This window comes from Microbacterium shaanxiense (genome assembly GCF_054779995.1).
This window is the reverse complement of sequence record NZ_BAAGXE010000002.1, coordinates 730,740-752,292: the sequence shown is the minus strand read 5'-3', so window position 1 is coordinate 752,292 and position 21,553 is coordinate 730,740. Positions and strand designations below refer to the sequence as shown.

Here is a 21,553-nt window from a genome sequence, read left to right as displayed (position 1 = left end):
GCAGAAGCCGAGACTTCCGCCCCAGACGGGCGGGGCGGGCTTACTTTCCGATCTCGGCGGCAGCAGCCTCCTGCGCTGCATCGAGTGCGGCCTGCGGGGTCGTCGCGCCAGAGAGCGCACTCTGGACCGCGGTCCACAGCTGTTCCGAGATCACCGGGTAATCGGTGCCCAGGTTGTCGCTCGTGCGACCCTTCGCTGCCTGCACTGCGGAAACCCAGGTCTCGAGCTCAGGGTGCTCCTCGACGAGGGCTTCCTGGCCGTCGGCAGTCGGCGGGATGTAGTACGCGAAGGTGTTCGCCGTCTCGACGAAGCCCTCGGCGGTCGTCATGCACTCGATGATCTCGCGGGTCACGTCGTACCGGGCGGTGTCGCTCTGCACGGGGGCGATGATGAACTCGCCACCGGTCGGAGCGGGGGCGGCTCCCCCGTCCTTCGCAGGCAGGGTGATCACGCCAGTGGAGAAGCTCGCTTCGGCGGCGCTGTTGACCTGCCAGGTGCCGTTCTCGGCGAAAGCGAACTCGCCGGTGAGGAATTCCTCCCACACGGTGTTCTGTGAGTTGGTGATGACCGAGTTCGGCGCGTAGCCCGCGTCGAGCCAGCCCTTCCACAACTCGAGCGCCTCGACCGCTTCGGCCGAGTTCAGCTCGCTGAGCTCAGCGCCCGAGCCCCAGAACCAAGGCAGGAATTGGAATGACCCTTCCTCGGTGTTGAGAGCCGACAGCGTGATTGCGCGCTTGCCTGTTGCCGCGATCTTCGCGAACGCGGCGTCAAGGCTGTCCCAATCGGTGATCGTGGCAGGATCGACGCCGGAAGCCGCGAGGATGTCTGCGTTGTAGTACAGCGCCAGAGTGTTCGCACCGACGGGGATCCCGTACGTCTCGCCATCGAGCTCGCCCGCAGCGAGGAGGTTCTCGTCAATGCCCGAGACATCGAGCCCGAGCTCCTCGACGGTCGAGACCATGCCGGTCGACGCGAGAGTGGAGACGGCGGGGTTATCGAGCAGGATGATGTCGGGCGAGTTGTTCTCCTGAGCTGCGAGTAGCGCCTGGTTGGTCAGCGCGGTGGTGTCGTATGCGGTGCGCTGGATCTCGACGCCGGCCTCGGTACCGCAGGCCTGCACGCGGCTGTCCCAGTCAGATCCTTCTTCGTGCTGAGGGTAAGGATCCCACCAGGTGTAGGTTCCCGAGGCCGCGGAGTCGGAACCTCCGCCGCCGGTGGTCGTGCCGCCGGAGCATCCGGCGAGAGCGCCGACTGCGACGACAGCCGTGAGCACCGCGAGCGGCGCGCGCAGGTTCTTGATGATCATCTGTTCCTCCTTGAACTTGTTGGCCGAGCAATCGCCGGCCGCTGTGTGGTGCGATTAGTCGCGGGTGCGTGGGGCTCCGGTCGAGCCGCGTTCCTGGATGACCGGGGGGATGAGTTCGACGATGCGCTCCGCATCAGGATCGTCTTCGATTCGGTGCACGAGATGCTCGACAGCACGACGGCCGAGTTCGCGAGCCGCGCTGTCAACCGCTGAGAAGGGAAGGGAGAATGTCCGAGCGAAGTCGTCGGAATAGCGCCCGATCACCGAGAGGTCGTCGGGAGAGCGAAGCCCTCGAGATTGCATGACGAGCGGCAGCGCCGCGGCAGCGGCCTCGTTATTGAGCAGGAGACCGGTCGCTGACGGATGGGCGTCGAGGAATCCGACCAGTTCCCTGCCGATCTCAGGCTGGCCCGAGGAGCCGAAGTACGTGTGCAGGCGGACCTCGATCTCTGCGGCCCGCTCGCGCGCAGCATCCGCAAGCCGCCACACGTACGCACCGCCGCGCTGCACGACATGTTCGGGCTGGGACACGAGGATCAGTTCGCGATGGCCGAGGTCGTACAGGTGATCGACCATCACTCGCCCGGTCGCAGCGAAGTCAAGGTCGAAGACGTCTACGCCTGCCGAGTCGGCCGGTAGTCCGACCAGTGCTCCGGGTTGAGTCGCTGCGCGCAGCGACGAGAGCCGGTCATCGTGCTCGGCGACGTTGAGCAGGACGAAGCCGTCCACCATCCGCGAGGCGGAGAGTCGCTCGAGGGCAGCAACGCCGTCCTCCGCCGAGACGAGAAGCGTGTCGTAACCGAGCTCGCGCGCACGGTCGGAAACGCCCTGGATGTACTGCAGCATCGCGGGCGCGAACTCGTCCGGAAGGAATCTGGCCAGCAGGGCGATCACCCGTGTCTGAGACGTAGCCAATGCGCGAGCGCCTGCGTTGGGCGTGTAGCCAAGTTCGCGCACGGCGTCTGCGACCCGCTCACGAACAACGGGCGAGATCGAGCGCTTTCCCGAGAGTGCATAGGATGCAGTGCTGCGAGAGACTCCCGCCATCCGGGCGACGTCACCGATAGTAACCATGATGCCTCACTGCGTCTTTTGTCGAACCGGTTCGAATGACTCGGTTCCGCTAGCTTTACATATGAATCTCGACAGGTCAATATCGACCGTGTCGGCACCCCGGGGACGGTTCCATGCGGACCCGCCCCCGGGGTGCAGATCACCTAGCCGCCAAGGGTGTACGCGTCGTACGGCACCTGCTTGGTCTCGTCGATCCCGTCGCCGGTCACTGCAACGCTCACCTCCCCCGCTGGAGTCACGGCTTGCTTCGTCTTCACCGACATGGTCGCTGTCTCACCTGGCGCGACCTTCTGGAACTTCTTGTTCCCGTACTCGGTCGACACGACCACCTTCACGGTCACTTCCGCGGTGTTGGTCACCGCGACCGAGAGGTACGCCTTGCCCTGGCGGGTGTGCGGCGTGACCTCAACCGAGACCGCCGACGGCTCAGTCACTTCTCGCGGCTCCAGGGTCCAGAAGCGGTCGGCCGTTTCCTCGTCCGTCGCGGTGGTGGACGCGGACCCGCCATCGCCGATCACGACCGTGCCGTCTTGTGCGTTGCCCGAGGAGTCGACGAGAGTCGCTCCGCCGGCCTCGTCGAAGGCGTAGTGCGCAACATTGCCCTCTGCCGGCTGGCCGCCGGCCAAGGCCTCGACGTCGCTGGCCGAGAGTGCCCGGTTGTAGATGGCGAAGTCGTCGATCGCGCCATCGTAGGCGGGGTCGTTGTACTGCGACTTGCCGAGGTAGTTCCGATTCGTGTCGCCGAGGGCGGCCGGCTTCAGCGTCATGTTGTCGTTGGTCGCCACGACGGTTCCGTTCAGGTACATCCTGCCCTGGTTGCCGGACACCGTCACGACCACGTTCGACCACTCGTTCAACGGGAAGTTCTGCCCGCCGTAGGTCAGCTGCTGCTCGCCACCCGCACCACTGTTCGTGATCGAGAACCGCGGTCCGGCTCCCCCGGCATTGAGGGTGAGGAACATATTGACGGTCTGGCCTGTACCGAAGTCGAACACGCGCGAATAGTTCGTGAGCGCGGCTGGCTTGATCCAGGTCGAAATCGACCAGTCCCCGTCGAGGCTGCTGGCGATTCCGTTCGGGAGTGACGCGTAGGACGAGGTCCGGCAGAAGTCGAGCGCCGATCCGAACTTGCCCTCTTGACGATCGCCGTCCGCCTGGCAGTTCGACGTCGGAGCACCGTCGGTCCACTGGATGACGCCTGCCCCGTCGGTCTTATCCAGGCCCAGAACGCCCAGCGTCTTTCCGCTCGCATAGTTCGCGAGGCGCACATTCCCCTTGCCGTCCGGGATGAGCTGCCAGAGCTGTTCGTCTGCGCCGTTGTCATCCGCGATCACTGCCTGTACCCCGTTCGACGCCGCCGCCCCAGGGATCGTGAGCACTCGTGCGCTCGGAGTGTGGACGATCTTGTAGAGACCCTGCCCCGCGGGCACGGCCTCCCACACCTGATCCGGCGCATTCGCGGGATCCGCCTGGACGACGGGGGTCCCGTCCTCTGTCGCGCCGTCGAGCGTGGCCAGCTGAAGTGCAGAGTTGACGTTCTTCAGCGAATATGTGCCTGCCAGATCTGTCGGTTCGACAGCCGGGGTCACCAACACCTGGTACCCGTACGTCGGGTTCATCACCACTGGAACCGTGATCGAGCCGTCCGCCTCGATCTCGTAGGTGGTGTTGGAGATGTTGATCGGTCCATCCGTCTTCACCGTGCGTCCATACGAGGGTGTGAAGTCGAGTTGCACATTCACCTTCGAGCCGAACGAAAGGTTGTCGAGTCCGTTGATCTTGACGGACGTCGCCCCGGTGTTCCCTCCCGTGATGACCCTCACCTCGTCGCCCTCATCGGAGACGGACGCTGCACCATCCAGCGGGCTCTCGTTCGAAGGCGGGGTCGTGGTGACCATCTGGCCGCTCATCTGCGCGTACCAGGTGTACAGCCAGTACGCCCCGTTGGGCTCGCCGTCGCGCCCGGTGAGGAGATCTCCGAGTGCGCCCGACTGATTCCAGAAGGGAAGCTCCGCACGGGTGATGCCGTAGCGCTCCAGCTTTGCGATGTAGCCCACCAGCGGGCCTGAGAGCCCGACCTCGGCCGGCGCCGCGTACTCCGCGATGTCGATGGGCGGCTCGGGGATGTCGAGGTCGGCGAGGATCGCGCGGACCTTCTCCACATCGCCCTTGATCTTGGAGGATCGAATCAGCGCGTGCCATTCGAGCACATCCGGGAGGGTGTCTGTCGCTTTCGCGTGTTCGAAGAAGGCGCGCATGTCTGTGATGTTGTCGGAGTAGCTCGGGCCCTGGATGGGCATCTCGGGGTCCAGGCTGCGCACGAGACGGTAGGTGTCTGTCCACATGTCGAAGAACGAGCCGTTGGCGGGCCGCCATGTGATGTCGGGCTCGTTCCAGATCGCGTAGGCGACGATGTTCGTCTTGCCCGCTGCCTTCGTGTCGTTGACCATCTTCTCGACGGCCGGCAACCAGGCCGCCTCGTCGTATCGGTAGGGCCAACCGGGGAGATAGTCCACCAGCCTGATGACCACTCCTGCGCCGGCCGCCTTCGCCGTGTCTGCCACCGAGAGAGCGTCACCGGTCGGTTGCTGGGTGCCACCCTCCGGCTTCTGCATGAAAGTGTGCGGCTTGATCGGGAGGATCTTCTCCAGCGCCGGAACGTTCGCGCTGGCCAACCCGTAGAGCGAACCGCTCGCCATATGCGTGACGGAACGGAACGGCTGATCAGCTTCGACGACAAGAGTACTCTCCGGGGTGGGCGCTGCGTCCGCTGCTCCCGGCATGGACAGGATGCCGCCGGCCGCGACGACTGCAGTCGTCGCCAAGGTCGCGACCACTCGTCGACCGCGAGCCCTCAACCGTCCGCTAGATCGGCGCTCAGCGTCATGGACTTCGGCGTGACGCATCGGTCGCCAGGGTATATCTAAACTCATCTGCTTCGTCTCCATTGATCAAGCCGTTCCTGTGAACCCAACTGTCTCCGATGCGACACGTTTGTCGAACCGGTTCGACAGCATTAAACCATCTCTCCACGGGCGGCACAAGAGCCCCGGCAACGATCCGCGAGCCATCCACCGCTGTTATGCAGTTGCCAGTAGACCTCGTCTGCGACTCGTGGACACGCCGCACTTTGCTCTGTGCGACGCAGCTCTCGATCCGGTCACAGATGCCGATGCGATCCGCACCGCCGGCGCCGATTCATTCGTCGACGCGTCAGGTGCCGCGGCTGCGGTGCGCAGCGGAATCGACGCGCTGCGCCCCGGCGGTCGCGCCGTGCTCGTCGGAATGGGTCTGCCGGAGCTGGCGTTGCCGATCACTCAGATTCAGAACAAGGAACTCGTGCTGACCGGCGTGTTCCGCTACGCGAACACATGCCCCCCCCCCCCCCCCCCGCGATCGCGCTCGTGGCGTCAGGGCAGGTCGACCTGGACGGCATGGTCACCGGTACGTTCTCTCTCGATCAGGTCAAGGACGCACTCGAATCCACGACCGACGCCGGCACGTTGACCCGCAGCCGCCCGCACTCAACGGCCGCTACTAGGGCTCGGCTGCCCCGTCGCGCCAGGACTGCTCCGGCTCGGTGCTCCGTCTCTGGCATCGATGTAGCCCCAGAGATTCCATTTCCGCAGGCTCCATCACGTTCGAGAATCGCAGCGTCTGAATCGAGACTTCAGGATTCCAGCGCACGAGCTGGTTCGCCAGCTGCTCTTCGAGGTGCTTCGAGAGGGAGTAGTTGGACTCGGGTCGCGTGCAGTCACGCAAGGACATAGCCGCAGATCTTCGTGTTCTGAGCTCGAGCAGCGATCTGCCATCTGGACCGTGAGCGCCGCCTTCGCGCACTCCGAGAAGGCCTCGACGCTGACGGCGGAGTTCCTCAGCCTCGTCGAATCGCGGTGAGCAGAGCGGCTATTTCTCACGTTGCCGAATGCCGGAGACGAGGATCAGCCTTCTCGGGACACTCCGGACGCGTTTCGGAGGCGGATGGTCCGGAGCCAGCCGGATCGTCATCCGGGCGGCAGACCGACGACTGACGTACGACGTCGCGGGCCTTGTGCCCCAGTCGTCGCAGTCGTCGTCGGTGAACCCGCCGCGAACGTCCAGTCCGCGACCACCGGGATGTCGACCCCGTGCTCGCGGGTGTGGCGACGCGCATCCTCGCGCGCCGTCACGAACCCGGCACGGGCATCCGCGGCACTCACGGCGAGTCCCGGTACGCGATCGATGGCATCGATGGCGAGTCGATAGCGGTCGATGTCGTTGAGCATCACCATGTCGAATGCAGTGGTGGTGGTGCCACGCTCCTTGTAGCCGTGCACATGGAGGTTGTCGTGCCCGTTGCGCTTGTACGTGAGGCGATGGATCAGCGAGGCGTATCCGTGGTACGCGAAGACGATGGGGCGATCGGTAGTGAAGAGGGCGTCGAATGCGGCATCGTCGAGGCCGGCCGGATGCTGTTCAGGCGATTGCAGTTTGGCGAGATCGACGACATTCACGACGCGGACCTTCAGGTCAGGGATGCTGTCGCGCAGCAGCTCTGCGGCGGCGACTGCCTCCTGCGTCGGCACATCGCCCGCGGCAGCGAGCACGACGTCAGGAGTCTCGTCCGGCCGCGCGGTGCCGGCCCATCCCAGGTCCCCGATCCCCCGAAGCACGTGCTCGCGAGCGTCGTCGAGATTCAGCCACTGGGGTGCGGGCTTCTTGCCCGCGATGACGACATTGATGCGATCCGTGGCATCGAGGCAGTCGGCCATGGTGACCAGGAGCGTGTTCGCGTCGAACGGCAGATACACGCGCACGATGTCGGCGCTCTTGTTCAGCACATGGTCGATGAACCCTGGGTCCTGATGGGTGAAGCCGTTGTGGTCCTGCTGCCACACGTGGCTCGACAGCAGGTAGGTGAATGCGGGCAACGGCTTGCGCCACGCGACGCCCGCAGACGCCTCCAGCCATTTCGCGTGCTGATTGAACATCGAATCGACGATGTGGATGAACGCCTCGTACGAGGTGAAGACGCCGTGCCGACCGGTGAGCGTGTACCCCTCGAGCCATCCCTGGCACAGGTGTTCACTGAGCACCTCCATCACGCGTCCGTGCGGCGCGAGGTGCTCGTCCACTGGTTCGACGCCGGTGTTCCACTGCTTGTCGGTGGCCTCGAAGACGGCGGGTGCCAGCCGGTTGGATTCGAGTTCGTCCGGACTGAAGATGCGGAACGTCTCGGGGTTTCGAGCGATGACTTCGGCGAACCAGCGTCCGAGCGCTTCGGTCGCTCCGGCATGCGTTCCACCTGGGGAGCGGACATCGACGGAGTGGGTGTCGATGCCTGGCAGGTCCAGTGCTCGACGGATCGATCCGCCATTCGACTGCGGGAGCGCGCTCATTCGCCGCGAGCCCTTCGGCCCCCAGCCCGCCGTCGCCTCCTGCGGCGATCCGGCCTCGTCGAACAGCTCTGCAAGTCGATACGAGCGCAGCCAGTCCTCCAGCATCCGCCGGTGTTCTTCGTCTTCGCGCACGTCGCTGAGCGGCACCTGGTGAGAGCGCCAGGTGCCTTCGACAGGCTTGCCGTCGACCTCTTCGGGCCCGGTCCATCCCTTCGGTGAGCGGAGCACGATCATCGGCCATGGCCGTCGCTCGCCGTCAGCGGCGGCAACGCGCACGCGTTCGATGCCGTCGAAAGCCCGGTCCAGGGCCTCGGCGAAGCGTGCGTGCACGTCGGCCGCTGGTTCCGAGGCCGAGATCGTGACGAAGATCGGCTCGTAGCCGTATCCGGTCATGAGCGCCGCAAGCTCCGACTCCGGGATTCGTGCGAGCAGCGTCGGGTTCGCGATCTTCCAGCCGTTCAGGTGCAGGATCGGCAGCACCATGCCGTCTCGGCGCGGGTCGAGGAACCTGCTGCCGTGCCACGCCGCGGCCAGCGGTCCGGTCTCCGCTTCGCCGTCGCCGACCACGCACACGACCGTGAGGTCTGGATCGTCCAGCGCCGCACCGAACGCATGCGCGAGCGAGTAGCCCAGTTCGCCGCCCTCCTGGATGGAACCAGGAGTCTCGGGCGCCGTGTGGCTCGGCACGCCGCCTGGGTACGAGAACTGCTGGAACAGCGTGCGCATGCCTGCCGCATCCCTCGTCACGTCCGCATACAGCTCGGAGTACGTGCCGTCGAGCCAGGCGTTGGCGTTCATCGCCGGACCGCCGTGACCGGGCCCGGCGATGAAGAGCACCGGTTCGTCGCGCTCGACGATCACGCGATTCAGATGCGCGTAGACGAGGTTGAGCCCCGGCACGGTACCGAAGTGACCGAGCAGTCGGGGCTTGATGTCGTCGACTTCCAACGGCCGGGAGAGAGTCGCGTCATCCTGCAGGTAGATCTGCCCGACGCTCAGATAGTTCGCGGCCCGCCACCAGCGGTCGATCCGGTCGAGGGACTCAGGGGTCGCAGTCATATGCTCCTCGATACGCGCGGTCGATCCGGGTGTCAAGGGGCTGGTCGGTCAGCTCTACTGCGGCGTGTACACCAGCGCGTTCTTGTAGTCGCTGACCGGAATCACACCGAAGGGCAGGGGCTCGATCGCCACGCGGACGCGCAACCGCTCCCGCACCAGTGCGGATGCCGCGCGCAGTGCTGCATCCGCCGCCGCGGGATCGGAATCGTCACGCAGCTCGACCTCGAGCGGAATGTCGGCGTCGAAGCGCACCTGAGCCTCGAAGTCCTTGCGGATCCGCATGGTGCCCGAGAGCACGCCGGATGCTGCTTCCAGCACGACCTCGCGAATGGCCGAGGGAAACACATTCATCGCTTTGTAGATGAGCATGTCGTCGGTACGCCCCACGCAGCGCATCGTGGGCGTCTGGCGCCCGCAGGCGCACTCCACCGAGGTGATCTGCAGCTGGTCTCGGGATCGGAATCGGAGCACCGGCGACGCCTCGCGAAGGAGAGTCGTGTAGATCGCTTCCCCGGTGGCACCCGGCTCCCACGGCACATGCTCGAGAGTGCCGGGGTCGATGAGCTCGACGAAGACGTCAGGGGCGGCGGTGAAGTGCATCCCCTGTCCGACTTCGCACTCCGCCCACATCGCGGGGAGGATGTCTCCCAGACCCATGAACTCGCTGACGCGAGTCGCGCCCCATGCGTCGAGGATCGCACGGCGGATGTGCGGAACGCCCGCGCCGGGTTCCCCACCGGCGATGACGGTGCGCACCGAGAGGTCCCTGGCGGGTATCCCGAGTTCCTGCTCGCACCGTTCAGCGAAATGCGCCGCGAACGATGCGGTCGCCACGAGCACGTCGACACCGAGGCGCTGCATTCCCAGCGCCATGCGCCCGGTGGTCTGGCCGCCGATCCACGCGAGCGTGCCGCCCGCGTCACGGATCCCGTCGGCGTACGGCAGCCCGCCGGCCACGATGGCCATTCCCGTCGTCAGCGCGGCGACGGATCCTTGCGCGACACCGGCGGTGCGATACGCATCTCCGATGCGTGCGCTCCAGCGCCGCACGTCGGAACGCGTCAGGCCGAAATAGGTCGGGGCGCCGGTGGTGCCCGACGAGCTCGTCACCTGCGAGAGCTCGCGTGTGTCGACCAGCTGGAACGCACCCAGCGGATGTTCGGACGAGCGCTCGGCCTGAGCCGCACGGAGGTCCTCCTTCGTCGTGAAAGGGAGACCGCGCAGGTCGTCGACGTGCGCGGGGTCAGCGACCTCGCCGATCCGCGCAGCCCATGATTCATGGCGGCTCAGCCGTTCGAGCAGGGTACCGAACCCTTTGAGCTGCTCGCGCTGCGTCGACTCCCAGGTCCTGGTCTGCGCGAGCGCGGTCACTTCTTCGCGCTCCCGGCCTGGCCCATGTTCTTCATCGCGAATCCTCCGCCGTCCACCGAGACCACCTGACCGGTGATCCAGCGAGCCTGCTCCGTCACGAGGAAGAAGGCGGCGGATGCGATGTCCCAGTTGTTGCCCTCGGTCTTGAGCGCGACGTTGTCGGCGCGCAGTCGTCGCTGCTCCTCCGTGAGGCCGCGGGCGGCGAAGGCGCCCCAGATCATGCCGACGCGGACGCAGTTCACGCGTATCCCGCGGGGAGCCAGACTCGCCGCCGCACCGATCGACATCTTCTCGAGAGCCGTCTTCGCGAACGAGTACGGCATGCCAGGACCACGTCCTTCTGCAGCACCGGACGAGATGGTCACGATCGCTCCCCCGCGTTCCATGTGCCTCTGCGCGTGCCGGATCACGAACCACACCGCGGTGAAGTTGAGCATCATCCCCCGCTCGAACTCGTCCGGAGTGGCGTCGAACATCGGCTGGGTTCCCCCTCCCCCGATCGAGTCCGCGACGACGTCGATGCGACCGAAATGCGCGGCGGCGGCATCCACTGCCGTCTTCACCGACGCGTCGTCGGTGACGTCGACGTCGAAGAACTCCGCCGTTGCGCCGATCTCGCGGAGCGCGGCGACCGTGCGCTGCCCTGCGCCAGGATCGCGGTCGAGAACGGCGACCCGCGCACCGCTGCGCGCGCACAGCCACGCGAAGGCGAAGCCGACTCCGCCCTCGGGCCCGCTGAGGCCGCCGCCGGCGACCAACGCCACCTTGTCCTCGAGCCACGGCGCCGCAGCCGTGGCCAACGCGTCGCCGACGGGAACCGGCCAGGTCTCTTCGCTCATGTCTCTACCTCTCTGCAGGGATGGAAGTCGATTCAGCGCACGGGGAAACCGCGGCCCGACCAGGCGCCGAGCACACGGAACACCAGCGACATCGCCGCGTTCGACGAGCCTGCCACGACGATCGGGAACTGCGCCACCGACGATCCGGCGATCGTGCGGTGGAAGTGATCCGGCTCGAATTCTCTGTCGCCGCGCCCGTTCAGGCCCTTGCCGACAGCCGCGAGGTCACGCTCCGTCCTGCCCGCGCGCGACGTGATCCATTCGCGCACGTTCTGCTTGCTCATACCAGCGGACGCGAACAGCCGCGCATGCTCAGGGTTCAGCAGCAAGCCGGTGGGGCTGTGCGGACCGATGAGCGCTCCTGAGCGCTGCACCGTGTCCACGAGATCGCCCAACACGTCCTCGGCCGAGCTGAAACTGCGGTTGTCGACGAGTTCGAATCCGCGCACGAGCGTCGCCGAGACCACGTCATCACCTGGCGCGTGCCCGAGTTCGACCGACAACGGCTCCCACGGGCTCTCCTCCTCGTTCTCACCGAGACAGAGATTCCACCGGCCGGGAACCCCGATGGTCGCCTGCTCGAGTTCGCCCGGCCTCACGCCGAAGCCGTTGCGAACAGTGAGCCCGAGCGCCCGCGGCACACTGCTGTTGACACGGAAGCCCGGTCCGAGGGCACCGCCGGCGGAGGCCAGGCCGAGGCGCTCCCGGATCGCCCCGTTGACAATCAGCAGCGGGCCGGGACCGCTCGTGCTCTGCCATCCGCCGCCGAGCGCTGCGCGCTCGGACGACAGCGCATCCCACGCGGCGAGCACGAGCGGCAGGTGCTCGGGCAGGCACCCGGCCATGACCGCGTTGACGGCGACGTCGCGAACGGTCACCTCGCGTTCGAGTTGGGGATGCCGGCCCACGATGTCGTCAGGGTCGCGATCGCTCTCGGCGAGGAAGAGTTCCACGATTTCCTCGGTCGCCGCAACCGCCGGCAGACCGTCCGTCCATCCCTTCGCGTGCAGGTGCTCGATGACCGCGCGAGCGGCATCGGAGTCGAGCGTCTCGATCCGCTGGTCCATGCGTTCGTCGGTCTCGTGCGCCTCGACGAATCCCGTCACGATGCGAGAGCCGGAACGCGATCGCCGAGCAGGCGGGCTTCGACAGCGGCGACCAGCGAGCGGCCCCGCTCGTCGATGCCCGCGTCGCTGAGATTCGATATCGGATGCGCCGTCCGCAGGAACGGGAAGTCCGGCGCCCCCTTCAACCCCGCCATCGCCTCGGACGGGGCGACGAACGATTCCGTGCAGATGACGGCGGTCGGAATCCCCATGCGCTCGAGCGCGATCCCGTCGGCGACGGCCGACGCACTGCACGACCCGCAGTCGCCCACCCCCACCACGACGACATCGCACTCGTTGATGAGCTCTTCGACGAGATCGACGGGCAGAGGCATGGCGAAGACGGACTTGGTGAGGTGAACCAGCGATCCGACATCGTTGCGGGCCGCCAGTTCCTCGCCGATCGCCGCCAGGATGCGGTCGGCGTTGCGCTTGGTGTTCTCGAGCAAGCCGATGCGCAGCCCGTCGAGGCTGGTCGGCCGCGGCGCCTCGGCGGCTGCCGCGGACGCGCCGACCTGGTGCCGCGCCGTGGGATCGATGATCGCAACCATGTGGAGTACCTCCTCGTAGACCTGGCCACCACTATTGCGTTGGTACGACTCTCTCCGGGCGCTGCTTCCGCACCGCGGAATGGCGGATCATCCACCGCATCCGGCCTCATAGCGTCGAGGAGTCAACGACGACCGACGGAGGGAACACCCATGACGACAGCACGCGCCGCATTCCTGAGCGGACCGAGTCGATTCGAGATCGAGGAGGTGCCGCTGCCGGAGATCTCTGCGGATGACGCCGTTCTGCGGGTCGAGGTCAACGGCCTCTGCGGAAGCGACATCGAGCAGGCCACGACGGGCGGAAGATTCGGCCGGCTGGTTCCCGGCCACGAACCGGTGGGAGTCATCGACCGCATCGGCGACGACGCCGCGCGCCGATGGGGAGTCGCCGAGGGCGACCGCGTCGCAGTGGAGGTGGTCGTGCCCTGCCACAGCTGTCGGCAATGCGCGGCCGGCATCTACAGCTCGTGCGAGGACTCGGTCGGCGCCTACGGCTACCGCCCCGTGCCCGGGAGCGCCCTCACGGGCGGCTTCGGAGAGTACATGTACCTGCATCCGCACTCGATCATGCACCGCATCTCGAACGACGTTCCGCTCGTCGAGGCCGCCATGTACAACCCGCTCGCCGCCGGGTTCCGCTGGGCGAACCACCTCGGCGGAGTGAAGGAGGGCGACACGGTCGTCGTGTTCGGCGCAGGTCAGCGGGGTATCGCCGCAGCCATCGCCGCCCTCTCCGTCGGGGCCGAGCACGTCATCGCGACGGGGCTCACCCGCGACGCGCACAAGCTGGCGCGTGCGCGTGAGTTCGGAGTGACGACGACGATCGATGTCGAGCAGGAGGACGTGGTCGAGCGCATCCACGAGGTCACCGGCGGCCAGGGAGCCGATGTCGTACTCGACCTGACACCCAACGCGGCACAACCGGTCAGGGATGCCCTCGATGTCGCCCGCATGGGGGGAACCGTCGTGCTCGCAGGGCTGAAGCACGGTGCGTCGATCGAACTCGTCAGCGACCGCATCGTGCAGAAGGGCCTGCGCGTGATCGGCGCTCGAGGCGTCGAAGGCCGAGCGATCGGCGAGGCGATCGCCCTCATCGAGTCGGGCCAGTACCCGCTCGCCTCACTGAGCACTCACACGTTCGGACTCGACGATGCCGCCCGTGCCATCGATGTCCTCGCCGGGCGCGTCGACGACGAGCCGAGCGTGCACGTCAGCATGATTCCCTGATCCGCGCACGAATGACGCCCGCCCCCGGAATCGGCTGTTCCGGAGGCGGGCGTCGTTCATGCGGCGGGTGTCACTCCTTCAAGGTCATGGTGGTCCACGGAGTGAGATTCGTCGCCGGCATGGGCTCGTCGAGGCCCTGCCAGCGGGAGTCGTTCAGCATAGGCAGCCAGCCGGTGTACCACGCGACCGGCGCGTAGATCATGAGCTCTGCCGCCCGTTCCTGCAGATCGCGGAACGCCTCTCCTCGTACCTCACGGTCGGTCGAGGCGAGCGCGGCCGACGCCGCGGCCATGATCTCGTCGTCGCAGATCCCGGAGGGATTGGACGCCGCCAGCTTGTCCGGATTGCAGGCGTACCAGCGCACGATGCCGTTGCTCGGATCGGACCCCAGCGTCGAGCGGAGGAACGCGACGTCGAAGTCGCCCTCGGTGTACACCTTCTCCGTGAAGACCGCCGAGGCCGACCCGACGAGGTTCAGCGTGATTCCGACCTCTTGGAGCTGTGCCGCCGCCATCTCCGCCGTCGATTCGACCTCGCTGAGCTCGGTGATGTACCGGACGTTCAGTGTGAAGCGGGAGCCGTCGGAGCCGACCGGGTATCCGGCGTCGTCGAGGGCATCGTTGATGGCATCGACGTCGTGCGGGAAGTCGGTCGCGAAGTCGATGTCGTCGTTGACGGCCCAGGCGAGGTCCGGCGGGAAGAAGGTCTGGGCCGGCGTGCCTCTCCCTCCGAGCGCGACATCGGTGATCTCGGTGCGATCCAGAGCAGCGTAGACGAGCTTGCGCAGCTCAGGGTCGTCGAGCTTTCCTCCGACGCCGTTGAACATCATCGTGATGACCTGGGGGAACGCCCCGCCGCTCATCTGGCTGATCTCCGTGCGCCCGTCGGCCTGCGACAGCTGCGCGGGGTCGAGAGCGGCCTGGTCGACCTCACCGGCGAAGAGCGCGATCGCCCGGCTGTTGGGATCGCTCATGACCGGGTAGACGGCACGATCGACGAGCACCTCGCCGTCCCAGTAGTCGGGATTCTTCTCAAGGATGACCTCTGATCCGGACTGGAATGAACCGAACTTCATCGGTCCGGTGCCGATCGGTGCCATGTTCGCGGGGTTCGTGACGTAATCGGTGCCCTCGTAGATGTGCGCCGGCAGCATGTACTGCACGGCCAGCGTCTCGAGAATCGGGCCGTAGGTCTCGGACAGGCGCACCTCGACGGTGCGCTCGTCGACGATGTCCACCGACTCGAATCGCGCGGCGAGTGCGGCGCCGAACGTCTGCAGTTCGACGATCTCATCGAGGTTGAACTTCACGTCCTCGGCGGTGAACGGCTCGCCGTCATGCCAGGTCACACCCTCGCGGAGCGTGAGGGTGAGAAGCTTCCCGTCCTCGCTCAGTTCCCACTCCTCAGCGAGTCCGGGAGACAGCTCATAGGTGTCGGAGATCCGGATGAGTGTGTCGAGCATCTGCGCGCTGAACGCCGTCGGCGATGCGCCGTTGGTGAGCTGCGCGTTGAAGCTCTGCGGGTCGGCGCCGAGCGCCTGCACGTAGACGCGTTCCTGCGATCCCGATCCGGATTCGCCCCCGTCTGCGCCTTCGGCGCTGCCGAAGCACGCGGTCAGCGCCAGGCTGAGCGTGGCGATCGTGGCGAGCACCCCCATGGTGCGGTTGCGTTTGTTGAGCACGTTCACTGCCTCTCTGCAGGTGTCTGGGACACGGTGTGTTCTTACGGAATGCGGTTCAGCCGGCGGGTGCCAGCTCTGGTGCCGCGGCGAGCAGCGTCCGGGTGTACGGATGCTGGGGATCGGCGAACAGCCGGTCTTTCGGCCCGTCTTCGACGACCTCGCCGGACTTCATCACGTAGACGTGATCGGCGACTTTGCGGACGACGGGCAGGTCGTGGGTGATGAAGACGTACCCGACTCCGATGGTCTCGGTCAGGTCTGCCATCACTTTGAGCACCCCCGCCTTCACCGACGCGTCCAGCGCTGAGACCGCCTCGTCGGCGACGATGATCTCCGGTCTGAGGACGATCGCCCTCGCGATGAGCACGCGCTGTCTTTGGCCCCCACTGAGCTCATGAGGAAAACGATCGAGAAAGCGTTCGCCGGGTTCCATGCCCACGAGCTCGAGAGCCTCGATCACCCTCGCGCGCACGGCCGATCGGCCGGTGGCGATACGGTGCAGTCGCACGACTTCGCCGATGGCCTGCTCCACTCGCTTTCGCGGATTCAACGATCCGGCCGGGTCCTGCAGTACCGCCTGCACGCGGCGGCGGTACGCCCGCCGGTCCCCGCCGCGCAGCTGCGTGATGTCCTGACCGTCGAACTCGACCGTGCCGTCGGTGGCGGGAACGAGATCGAGCAGCATGCGTGCGAGTGTGCTCTTGCCGCTTCCGCTCTCGCCGACGATCGCGACGAATCGGCCGGGCTCGACGCGGATCGAGACGTCGCGCACTGCGACGACCGGTGCTCCTCCGCGTCGGCGGAAGGTCTTGGTCAGGGATTTCGCTTCAAGAAGCACGAGAGGCCACCTCTTTCGAGAGTTCGCGGCGCAGCTCCCACGGGATCGAGTACAGATCGAGGTGATCGTCGGAGAGGCTGCGGACGCTGCGCAGCAGCGCTTGCGTGTATCGGTGTCGAGGATGGGCGAGCACCTCGGCGGTGCCGCCCTCCTCGACGACGTGGCCGTTGTACATGACGTAGATCCGGTCGGTCATGCTCGCGACGACGGCGATGTCGTGAGAGATCAGGATCAGGGAGTTGCCCAGCTGCGACACGGTGTCGTCGAGGGTGCGGAGCACACGGGCTTGGACCGTCGCGTCGAGCGCGGTCGTCGGCTCGTCCGCGATGATCAGGTCGGGCAGCTTGGCGATCGCGATCGCGATCAGCACACGCTGCCGCATCCCCCCGCTCAGCTCATGCGGGAAGCACATCGCGACCTGCTCCGCATCCTCGAGCCCTGCGAGCCGCAGAAAGCGAGCGACCTCGGCGATACGTGCGGAGCGACCTCGCCGAGACGTCGGCTCGAGGGACTCCGCTACCTGCGCGCCCACTTTCATCGTGGGATTCAGAAAGGTCAAGGGGTCCTGGAAGATCATTCCGATCCGACGGGCGCGCACCTCGTCCCATTCCTGTGTCGAAGCGCCGTTCATCTCTCGTCCCGCGAAGTGGATCGATCCCTCGACCCGCACCCTCGGCGATGTGGGCAGAAGACCCGAGATCGCGCGCCCCGTGATGGACTTGCCCGATCCCGACTCGCCGACGATGCCGACCCGCTCTCCGTCATGCACCGCGATGCTGACATCGCTGACGGCCTCGACCTCTGTGCGATCGCCGGTCGGCAACTGCACCTTGAGATTGCGCACCCGAAGGATCGGTTCGCGTCCGGCCGCACGCGACTCGCGCTGGGCCTCCCGCGACTCCCTGTCGGCGGTGCGCGGATTCGTCGCCACAGACATCATTTGACCCTCCCGATCGTCGGATTCAACGCGTCGTTCAGTCCGTCGCCGAGCATGTTGACGGCCAGCACCACCAGGAAGATGCACATGCCGGGGAACAGAGCGAGCCACCAGGCCTGCTGCATGTACGCCTGCGCCGAGTTGAGCAATGCGCCCCAGCTGGGCCGGCTGGTGTCGCCGATGCCGAGGTACGCCAGTCCGGATTCCACGAGGATCGCCCTGCCCACCGTCATGCTGGTGGCCACGAGCACCGGGGGCATCGCGTTGGGGACGACATCGGACCAGAGGATGCGGATGCCGCCGAACCCCGCGGCCTTCGCGGACTCGATGTAGCCGAGCTTGGAGATGCGCATCGCCTCCGCGCGCACGATCCTGGCGCAGCTCGGCCACATCGTGATCGCGAGTATTGCGACGATGATGAACACGTTCGACCCGAGCAGAGCCGCCGCCACCAGGGCCAGGATGAGTCCTGGCAGCACCTGGAAGAACTCGGCCACCTTCACGAGCGCTGTGTCCATGAACCCGCCGTAGTACCCGGCGAGCCCGCCCACGACCACGCCGATCGTCATGCACAGGAGTGCGACGGAGAAGCCGACGAGCAGCGAGATCTGGCCGCCGTGGACGACGCGGGCGAGGTAGTCACGGCCCAGATCGTCGGTCCCGAGTGGGAACGCCCCGCCTGGCGGGAGCAGGGTGGGGTTGCCCGTCGCACTCGGGCTTCCGACGAAGAACGGCCCGACGAACGAGATGAGCACGAAGATCAGCAGGAGGGGCAGGAAGATCAGTGTCGAGGGCTTCCGGAGGAAGACCTTCCACGTCGACGGGCGGGATTCGACACGTCCCTCTGCGGGAGCGTCGTGCTCCGGTTGCGTGGACGGCGCGGCGTCGGCGACGATCGTGTCATCTGTCGTGGTCATGCGGGCACCTCGGTCTTCCGTGTGGTGGTGCTTCTGCGAACGAGTTGCGACCGCAGCCGCGGGTCGACGATGCCGTAGACGACGTCCGTCACGATGTTGACGATGATGATCGTCACCGTCAGCACGATCACCACGCCGAGGACCACCTGGTTGTCCTGCCGCCCGATGGCATCGATGAAGAGCAGCCCCATGCCCGGCCAGCCGAAGACGCGCTCGACCAGCACGGACCCCGCCAAGATGAACCCGAGGCTGTACCCCGAGACGGTGACCATCGGCAGCAGTGCGTTCGGCAGCGCATGGCGCCACAGCGCGCGCCGCGGCGAGACGCCCTTGGAACGCGCGGTATCGATGAAGTCCTGGCTCAGGGACTCGATCATCGATGCCCTCATGATGCGCGTCTTGTACGCCAGCTCGCTCGTGGCCATCGTGATGATCGGCAGCACCATGTACTGCACCGCGATGCCCTCCTGGCCGTACGGTGCCTTGCCCTGGGTGGGCAGCCACCCGAGCACGAGCGAGAAGACCATGATGAGCATCATCCCGAGCCAGAAGTTCGGAACGGAGAAGAGACCGACCGCGACGCCCGAGATGCTGCTGTCGAGCCACCGGCGACGGGTACGGGCGGCGATCGAACCGAGCAGGATGCCGAGCGTTGTCGAGATGATGAACGACGGCACGGCCAGGGCGAGCGTGTTGCCTGCCCGGCTCAGGATGAGCTCGAGCACCGGTTGATTCGTGCCGAACGAGATGCCCAGGTTGCCGGAGAAGACGTTTCCGAGGTAGATGAGGTACCTCTCCCAGATCGGCTTGTCCAGCCCGTACGCTGCGGTGATCTGCGCCTCGAATGCGGGAGAGATCGGCACATCGCCGACGAGACTCTGGATCGGATTGCCCGGGGCGAGCTCGAGCAGCAGGAACAGCACCGTGATCACCGCGACGAACAGCAGCAGCGACGAGACCAGCAGCCGGCCGTAACGGATCGCTATCGCCCTCACGGTCGCGACTCGCACCGGTGAGGGTCAGCGAGGCTGCCCGAACGGGTGATGGATGATTCGAGCATCGGATCTCCTTCGATTCACGCTCGTGAGGTGTGGTTTCACCTTCACTCAGCCTGTGACGATGTCCCTATGCCCGGTTCCGCCGGGCGGAAGGTCGGTCGCTGGCGGTCCGACGGACTTCAGAAGAACCCGGCGCTGCGCCGGTTGAAGTCGACCGTGCGCGGGTGAGGCCGGGTGCGGCGCTCGGCGAGTGCATGCCCGACCCTGGTGGCCGCCGCACGCACCGGATCGATGAGTTTTGTCGGGTCGTCGCGCCCGATGAGGTGCACGACGCCGACCACGGTCTCCACGCTCCCGTCCTCGCCGAACACCGGAGCGGCCACCGCCCCCGCACCGAGAGAGATCGTCTGACTCACCAGTGCGAACCTGTTGCGCCTCGCGGTCTCCAGCGCCGCACGCACGGAGTCCGGATCGGCAAGCGTGTGCGGGGTGAATCTCTTCAGTGGACGGCTGAGGTACTCGTCCACGAAGGCCGGTTCGGCGTAAGCGAGCAGAGCGAGACCCGTCGCCGTCACGTGCAACGGCATCCGCCCGCCCATGCGGTTCTCTCCTGAATAGTTGGAGTGCGGGCGAAGCGCCTCGAGGTACATCACGTCGTCGCCGTCACGCACCCCCAGGTGCACGGTCAGACCGGTCAACCGGTGCAGATCGGAGATGTGCGGGAGCGCGCTTTCGCGCAGGCGCATCGCCCGAGTCGAGGACGACGCGAGATCCAGGATCTTCCGGCTGAGACGGTAGCGCCCCGCGTCATCCAGTTCGAGACCGCCCCACTCGAGCACTTCGTGCGCGAGCCGATGCGCAGTCGTCAACGACAGATCGGCGTATCTGCTGATCTCCGTCAGAGTGAGCGAGCCTCCGCCCTGCGAGAAGGCTCCCAGCACGGCGAGGGCCCGCGCGGCCGCGGTGCGCTTCCCATGCTCATGCTCCATTGCTGCCTCCAGAACCATGCGGGCTCCCCTTTCTCTCGTGTCAGTGCAGTCCTCACCGAGTCGTCGCCCGCCTCGTCACGCCGCGTCGGCCAGCGCCTCAGCCAGGTCGAGGAAGGACAGTGCGTTGACGGACTCGATACGTCTGGCGTCCTCGTCCGACAGCTCAAGACCCTCCAGGGTCGAGCCGAGCATGCCCGGTCGGGCCATGGCGGGGAAGTCGGTGCCGAGCACCATGCGATCTGCGCCGAGGTAGTCGACGCAGAAGCGGAGCCCCCTCGGGTCGAAGAGCATCGAATCGTAGAAGAAGCGCCGTGCCACCGCGCTCGGCGGAGATGCCGGTCGGGAGTCGACGTCCTGCTGAGACCAGAAGTAGTCGGCACGCGCCAGCATGAGCGGAAGTCCGCCGGCCGCGTGACTGAAGAGCACGCGCTCGAGCCGGCAGCTGTCTGCCATGCCTCCGAAGAGCAGCGAGGATGCGGCGCGCGCTCCTTCGATCCCGACGCCGATCGATGCCCGAAGGTGTGGCGGCAGTTCCGGCTCGTCGGCGCGGGGCAACGCGTGGATGAACACGGAGAGCCCCAGCCGGTCGATCTCGCGGAAGAACTCGGTGAACCGGGCGTCGCCGATCGCGACCCCTCGCACATTCGACGGCACTTCGACTCCACGGAGCCCGAGTTCTCCGACGGTGCCGAGTTCGGCAGCGGCGGATTCCGGATCCTGGAGCGCCACCATTCCGAGTCCGTGGATGCGGCCGGCGCCGGCCGCGACGATCTCGGCCATCGATTCGTTGACGTAGCGGGAGATGTCGCGCCCGAGATGCGCGTCGACGGTGGTGTTCAGCAGTGGCGGCATCGGCGAGACGATCTCCTGATCGACCCCCGAGGAGTCCATCGCTTCGATACGGCTCTCCGCGTCGAAGAACGTTGCGCGGGCTCGGAACCGGGTGGTGCCGAACACGAGGGTCCTCGCCGTGTCGGCATCGATCGGCTCCATCGCGGGAAACCCTTCCCGCAGAGGAAAGGTCCCCGGAATGGCGTGGGCATGGGCGTCGATGATCATGCGTCCTCCTCGTTGAGACCTGCCGCCGGATCGAGACCTGCCGCCGGCCGGCGCCTCCACTCTCCGACTGCGCAGAGGTCGAAGCATCCGACCCTTCCACCTGATGGAAGACCTTCCGAAGCGATCGACGCGCCGTTCCGCCTCGACGACCGCTGTTTCGCGTCAATAGTGAACGCTCAGCGTACTGATAGGTGTCAAAGCGTACAAACGGGAGTATCCTGCT

At 66.4% G+C, this 21,553-nt stretch carries 17 protein-coding genes and 1 pseudogene; 2 read left to right on the top strand and 16 right to left on the bottom strand.

The window, feature by feature from the left end:
* Positions 1-40 precede the first annotated feature (40 nt).
* The 3 genes from ACYVG2_RS08495 to ACYVG2_RS08485 all read right to left on the bottom strand — a co-directional run bounded on the left by ACYVG2_RS08495 (position 41) and on the right by ACYVG2_RS08485 (position 5,205).
* A complete protein-coding gene (locus ACYVG2_RS08495; protein ID WP_460780562.1) occupies positions 41-1,306 on the bottom strand; it encodes a sugar ABC transporter substrate-binding protein in 1,266 nt (421 codons plus the stop codon).
* Between the two features lie 54 nt (positions 1,307-1,360).
* A complete protein-coding gene (locus ACYVG2_RS08490) occupies positions 1,361-2,380 on the bottom strand; it encodes a LacI family DNA-binding transcriptional regulator (RefSeq protein WP_460780561.1) in 1,020 nt (339 codons plus the stop codon).
* A 143-nt stretch (positions 2,381-2,523) separates the two neighbouring features.
* Complete coding sequence (locus ACYVG2_RS08485) at positions 2,524-5,205, bottom strand: LamG-like jellyroll fold domain-containing protein (RefSeq protein ID WP_460780560.1); 2,682 nt, start codon at positions 5,203-5,205, stop codon at positions 2,524-2,526.
* A 139-nt stretch (positions 5,206-5,344) separates the two neighbouring features.
* Between ACYVG2_RS08485 and ACYVG2_RS08480 the strand changes: the two genes are divergently transcribed.
* Positions 5,345-5,887: a zinc-binding dehydrogenase gene (locus ACYVG2_RS08480; RefSeq protein ID WP_460780559.1), complete on the top strand. Its 543-nt coding sequence runs from the start codon at positions 5,345-5,347 to the stop codon at positions 5,885-5,887.
* A 74-nt stretch (positions 5,888-5,961) separates the two neighbouring features.
* Here ACYVG2_RS08480 and ACYVG2_RS08475 read toward each other — a convergent pair.
* The 6 genes and pseudogenes from ACYVG2_RS08475 to ACYVG2_RS08450 all read right to left on the bottom strand — a co-directional run.
* A pseudogene (locus ACYVG2_RS08475) lies at positions 5,962-6,127 on the bottom strand (NAD(P)-dependent oxidoreductase); the annotation flags it as partial.
* Positions 6,128-6,384: 257 nt separating this feature from the next.
* Positions 6,385-8,817, bottom strand: coding sequence for a phosphoketolase family protein (locus tag ACYVG2_RS08470; RefSeq protein ID WP_460780558.1), 2,433 nt, complete (start codon positions 8,815-8,817; stop codon positions 6,385-6,387).
* Between the two features lie 54 nt (positions 8,818-8,871).
* Positions 8,872-10,188: a phenylacetate--CoA ligase family protein gene (locus tag ACYVG2_RS08465; protein ID WP_460780557.1), complete on the bottom strand. Its 1,317-nt coding sequence runs from the start codon at positions 10,186-10,188 to the stop codon at positions 8,872-8,874.
* Positions 10,185-11,027, bottom strand: a complete 843-nt coding sequence (locus ACYVG2_RS08460; protein WP_460780556.1) for an SDR family NAD(P)-dependent oxidoreductase — start codon at positions 11,025-11,027, stop codon at positions 10,185-10,187. Before ACYVG2_RS08460 ends, ACYVG2_RS08465 begins: the two co-directional genes overlap by 4 nt.
* 32 nt (positions 11,028-11,059) lie before the next feature.
* Positions 11,060-12,133: a hypothetical protein gene (locus tag ACYVG2_RS08455; RefSeq protein ID WP_460780555.1), complete on the bottom strand. Its 1,074-nt coding sequence runs from the start codon at positions 12,131-12,133 to the stop codon at positions 11,060-11,062.
* Positions 12,130-12,684 (bottom strand): UGSC family (seleno)protein, encoded by a 555-nt coding sequence (locus tag ACYVG2_RS08450; protein ID WP_448966481.1) that lies wholly within the window; start codon positions 12,682-12,684, stop codon positions 12,130-12,132. The genes ACYVG2_RS08455 and ACYVG2_RS08450 overlap by 4 nt, the downstream gene beginning before the upstream one ends.
* 150 nt (positions 12,685-12,834) lie before the next feature.
* On the opposite strand from ACYVG2_RS08450, the gene ACYVG2_RS08445 reads away from it, so the two are divergent.
* A complete protein-coding gene (locus tag ACYVG2_RS08445) occupies positions 12,835-13,911 on the top strand; it encodes a zinc-dependent alcohol dehydrogenase (protein WP_460780554.1) in 1,077 nt (358 codons plus the stop codon).
* 70 nt (positions 13,912-13,981) lie between these two features.
* Here ACYVG2_RS08445 and ACYVG2_RS08440 read toward each other — a convergent pair whose 3' ends face one another.
* The 7 genes from ACYVG2_RS08440 to ACYVG2_RS08410 all read right to left on the bottom strand — a co-directional run bounded on the left by ACYVG2_RS08440 (position 13,982) and on the right by ACYVG2_RS08410 (position 21,330).
* Positions 13,982-15,592, bottom strand: coding sequence for an ABC transporter substrate-binding protein (locus ACYVG2_RS08440; RefSeq protein ID WP_460780553.1), 1,611 nt, complete (start codon positions 15,590-15,592; stop codon positions 13,982-13,984).
* Between the two features lie 55 nt (positions 15,593-15,647).
* The gene (locus tag ACYVG2_RS08435) at positions 15,648-16,430 is read right to left on the bottom strand and encodes an ABC transporter ATP-binding protein (protein WP_460780552.1); all 783 of its coding nucleotides are present in this window, start codon (positions 16,428-16,430) and stop codon (positions 15,648-15,650) included.
* On the bottom strand, positions 16,420-17,367 hold the full coding sequence (locus tag ACYVG2_RS08430) for an ABC transporter ATP-binding protein (protein ID WP_460780551.1): 948 nt from the start codon (positions 17,365-17,367) through the stop codon (positions 16,420-16,422). Before ACYVG2_RS08430 ends, ACYVG2_RS08435 begins: the two co-directional genes overlap by 11 nt.
* Positions 17,367-18,284 (bottom strand): ABC transporter permease, encoded by a 918-nt coding sequence (locus tag ACYVG2_RS08425; protein WP_460780550.1) that lies wholly within the window; start codon positions 18,282-18,284, stop codon positions 17,367-17,369. Before ACYVG2_RS08425 ends, ACYVG2_RS08430 begins: the two co-directional genes overlap by 1 nt.
* Positions 18,281-19,294, bottom strand: coding sequence for an ABC transporter permease (locus ACYVG2_RS08420; RefSeq protein ID WP_460780549.1), 1,014 nt, complete (start codon positions 19,292-19,294; stop codon positions 18,281-18,283). The genes ACYVG2_RS08425 and ACYVG2_RS08420 overlap by 4 nt, the downstream gene beginning before the upstream one ends.
* A gap of 167 nt (positions 19,295-19,461) precedes the next feature.
* A complete protein-coding gene (locus ACYVG2_RS08415) occupies positions 19,462-20,271 on the bottom strand; it encodes an IclR family transcriptional regulator (RefSeq protein ID WP_448966488.1) in 810 nt (269 codons plus the stop codon).
* Between the two features lie 75 nt (positions 20,272-20,346).
* Positions 20,347-21,330, bottom strand: coding sequence for an amidohydrolase family protein (locus ACYVG2_RS08410; protein ID WP_460780548.1), 984 nt, complete (start codon positions 21,328-21,330; stop codon positions 20,347-20,349).
* Positions 21,331-21,553 lie beyond the last annotated feature (223 nt).